4 protein-coding genes are annotated in these 3397 nt (G+C 61.8%); all 4 read left to right on the forward strand.

The genetic code is table 11. The features are described 5' to 3' along the window. Positions 1 to 529: hypothetical protein (locus tag KDH09_02165; GenBank protein ID MCB0218474.1), on the forward strand; the 529-nt coding region annotated here is incomplete at its 5' end. A gap of 3 nt (positions 530 to 532) precedes the next feature. Beyond that, positions 533 to 904 carry a response regulator gene (locus KDH09_02170; protein MCB0218475.1) on the forward strand — a complete coding sequence of 124 codons (372 nt, stop codon included), beginning with the start codon at positions 533 to 535 and terminating at the stop codon, positions 902 to 904. 29 nt (positions 905 to 933) lie between these two features. Beyond that, the gene (locus KDH09_02175) at positions 934 to 2997 is read left to right on the forward strand and encodes a chemotaxis protein CheA (protein MCB0218476.1); all 2064 of its coding nucleotides are present in this window, start codon (positions 934 to 936) and stop codon (positions 2995 to 2997) included. Between the two features lie 13 nt (positions 2998 to 3010). Next, positions 3011 to 3397 (forward strand): AAA family ATPase (locus KDH09_02180; GenBank protein MCB0218477.1); only part of this gene is annotated, 387 nt, incomplete at its 3' end.

Consider the following 3397-nt stretch of genomic DNA (forward strand, 5'->3'; position numbering starts at 1 on the left):
CAGCCGCGGGCTTGCCATGCTCAAGGCCATGACCGATGAGCTCAACGATCCCAACTCCAGCATGGAGATTACCCTGCTGGTGCTCCGCTTTGCGGCCGAGCTGATGAGCCGTTCGGTGATCTTCGTTGTAACGCCCAAGGAAATTTGCGGTCTTGGCGAATTCGGTGTCGAGATTGCGGACGAGAATGCCACCGTGCGCGTGCGCAAGATGCGCATCCCCAAGAGCGAGGATTCCATCCTCCGCGACGTGATCGAGCGCCAGGGGCCGGTGAAGGGTCCGCTGCGTGAGAATCAGTGGAACCAGTACATCGTGGAGAAACTCGGCGGTGCCTGGCCCTCGCAGGCCTTTGCCGCGCCCATCAGCTCTTCGGGCCGCGTGGTGGCGCTTCTCTACGGTGACAACGCTCCGAGCGACGAGGAAATCGGCGATACCGAGAGCCTCGAGATTTTCCTGATGCAGGCAGGCATGGCCATGGACCGCGCGCTGCTGGCAAGGCAGTTGCGAGACAGTTCGGAAAAGGCGGGCTGAGCGGTGAAGACGATTCTGCTGGCAGAAGACTCCCCTACGACACGTTCGCTTGTGGTTTCCACGCTCGAACAGCTCGGCGATCTCGAAGTGGTCGAGGCCTCCAGCGGTTTCGAAGCCCTCAAGACGCTGCCGCGCCACAAATTCGATATCATCATCACCGACATCAACATGCCCGACATCAACGGGTTCGAGCTGCTCAACTTCGTCAAACACAACCAGGTCTACCAGCACATCCCGCTGATTATCATCACATCCGAAGTCAGTGAACGCGACCGTGAAAAGGGCAAGTCTCTGGGCGCGGATGCTTATCTTGCGAAACCGGTTGATCCCGAAGAATTGCAGAGCGTGGTGCGCCAGTATCTGGGGCGCCACTGAGCCATTGAGCGGAGCAGGAGGGGAAGCACTTGGCTTCCGAGGATAACAAGCAATCGGCCGAGTTCATTTCCGAAGCCGAAGAGATCGTGGAGGAACTCCACAAGGATCTCTTTTCGCTCGAAGAGATGGTGGCCGCCGGTCGCTACAATCCCGACCTGATCAACGCGATCTTCCGCGGCTCCCACTCGCTCAAGGGACTGGCCGGGATGTTTGGTTTTACCGAACTCCAGAGTCTGGCCCACGACATCGAGCACCTTCTCGATGCCATCCGCCTGGGCAAGGTGGAGCTGGCCGATCCGGTCATCGACGTACTCATGCGCGGCGTGGAGGCCCTGGGCGCCCTGATCGCGGCGCAGAGCAAAGGCGAGCCGCTTCCGAGCATGGAAGCGCTTCGCGCCGAAACCCTCCAGATTGCCGAGGGCGGGGGTGCGCAGGAAAGCGAAAGCCCGGCCAGGGCCGCGGGCGTCGACGCCGCCATTGTCGACGTGCTCACCGAATACGAAGAACACCGCCTCAACGACAACATCAAGCGCGGAATGTTCCTGCACAAGGTGACCTGCGCCTTCGCCCTGGAGACTTTCGATACCGGGCTTGCCGAGGTTACCGAGAAGCTCAAGGAAAACGGCGAGATTATCACGACGCTTCCCTCGGGCGAGGCCAGCGGCGACATGGAAATTGTCTTCGACCTGATCGTCGGGACTCCCATCAGCGCCGATGAAGTGCGCGCCGCACTGGCCAACGACGCCTACAAGGTCGTGACCATTGTCGAGGCCGGCGCCCTCGAGAAGAAGCCCGAGACCCCGGCGCCTGCGCCGGCTGCGACAGAAACCGCTGAAGAGGGCGCGGCGCCTGCTGCCGACGATGCGACAACCAGCATGCGCAGCGTCTCCCAGACGGTGCGCGTCGACATCTCGCGGCTGGACTACCTGATGAACATCGTCGGCGAGCTCGTCGTGCAGCGCAATACCTTCTCGCGGCTGGCCGACCAACTCCGCGACATGGGCATGGTCAAGCTCGCCCAGCAGCTTGGCCGCGAGGTGCGCCTGTTCGAACGCAAGATTGCCGACCTGCAGGCCGGCGTGATGGAAGTGCGCATGGTGCCCGTCAGCCAGGTGTTCGAACGCCTGGCGCGCGTGGTGCGAAAGACCGCGCGCCAGGTGGGTAAGAAGATCGAGCTGCAGACCCAGGGCGGTGAGACCGAGCTCGACAAGTTGCTGACTGAGGATCTGGCCGATCCGCTCATGCACTTGACGCGAAACTCCATCGATCACGGCATCGAGACCCCCGAAGCGCGCGTGGCCGCCGGCAAACCCGAAGAGGGAACGCTGGTGCTTCGCGCCTATCCCGAGGGTAACCACGTCGTGATCGAAGTGGCCGACGATGGCGCCGGCATCGATCCAGAGAAAGTGCGGGCCAAGGCCATCGAGCGCGGTGTGATCTCGCCCGATGCGGAGATGAGCAAGGAAGAACTCGTCGACCTGATCTACTCGGCCGGATTCTCCACGAAGGACGAAGCCAGCGAGCTTTCGGGTCGTGGTGTCGGCATGGACGTTGTGAAGAACAACATCGCCGACATGTCGGGCGTAATCGAAACGATCACCGGCGTGGGCGAGGGAACCACCATTCGCATCACGCTGCCGATTACCCTGGCGATCATCGGCGCGCTGGTGATCGAGGTTCGCTCGCAGACCTATGTTGTGCCGGTCAACTCGGTCCAGCAGTGCATGCGCGTGACCGAGGAGGAGCTTCTTACCATTGAGAATCGCAAGACCGTGCAGGTCGAGGGGCGCACCGTTCCCATCGTTGACCTGGCAGGGTTCTTCCATCTCGACGAAGAGCGCGACCACGGACAGGCCTACTACTACGTCATCATCGTGGGACTGGCGGAAAAACGACTGGGCCTGCTGGTCGACCGGCTCGTGGGACAGCAGGACATCGTCATCAAGCCCGTGGGCGATCTTCTCGAAGATACGCCGGGCATTGCAGGCGCAACGGAACTGGGCGGCCAGCAGACGGTGCTGGTGCTCGATGTAGGCGAAATCATCCGTGGCTCGACCGGTACGGCGAGCGTGGTGAAGGCCGGAACGGCCTAGGGGAAGCAGAGCAGTGTACGAGGAATTTTACGGATTCAGCGCGCGGCCCTTCGGCAAGACGCCCGATCCCTCGTTCCTGTACGAGAGCCGCCAGCATGCAGAGGCCATAGCGCGCCTGGAGCTTGCCGTGGAAGAGCGCGAACTCGCCCTGCTCACCGGGGAAATCGGTGCGGGCAAGACCATGCTCTCGCGCGCACTCATCGACCGCCTGGGCGAAGACTACCTGCCCATTCTGCTGGTCAATCCCCGGCTCACACCCGGGCAGCTTCTCAAGGCCGTTGCCCAACGTCTGGGGATCGAGAAAATTCCACGAGCGCGCAGCGAGCTCTACGAAATGATCTCCGACAAACTTTTCGAACTCTATGAGCAGGACACGGGCGTCGTGCTGCTCATAGACGAA

This window comes from Chrysiogenia bacterium (assembly GCA_020434085.1).
In the GTDB taxonomy this organism is placed as follows: Bacteria; JAGRBM01; JAGRBM01; order JAGRBM01; family JAGRBM01; genus JAGRBM01.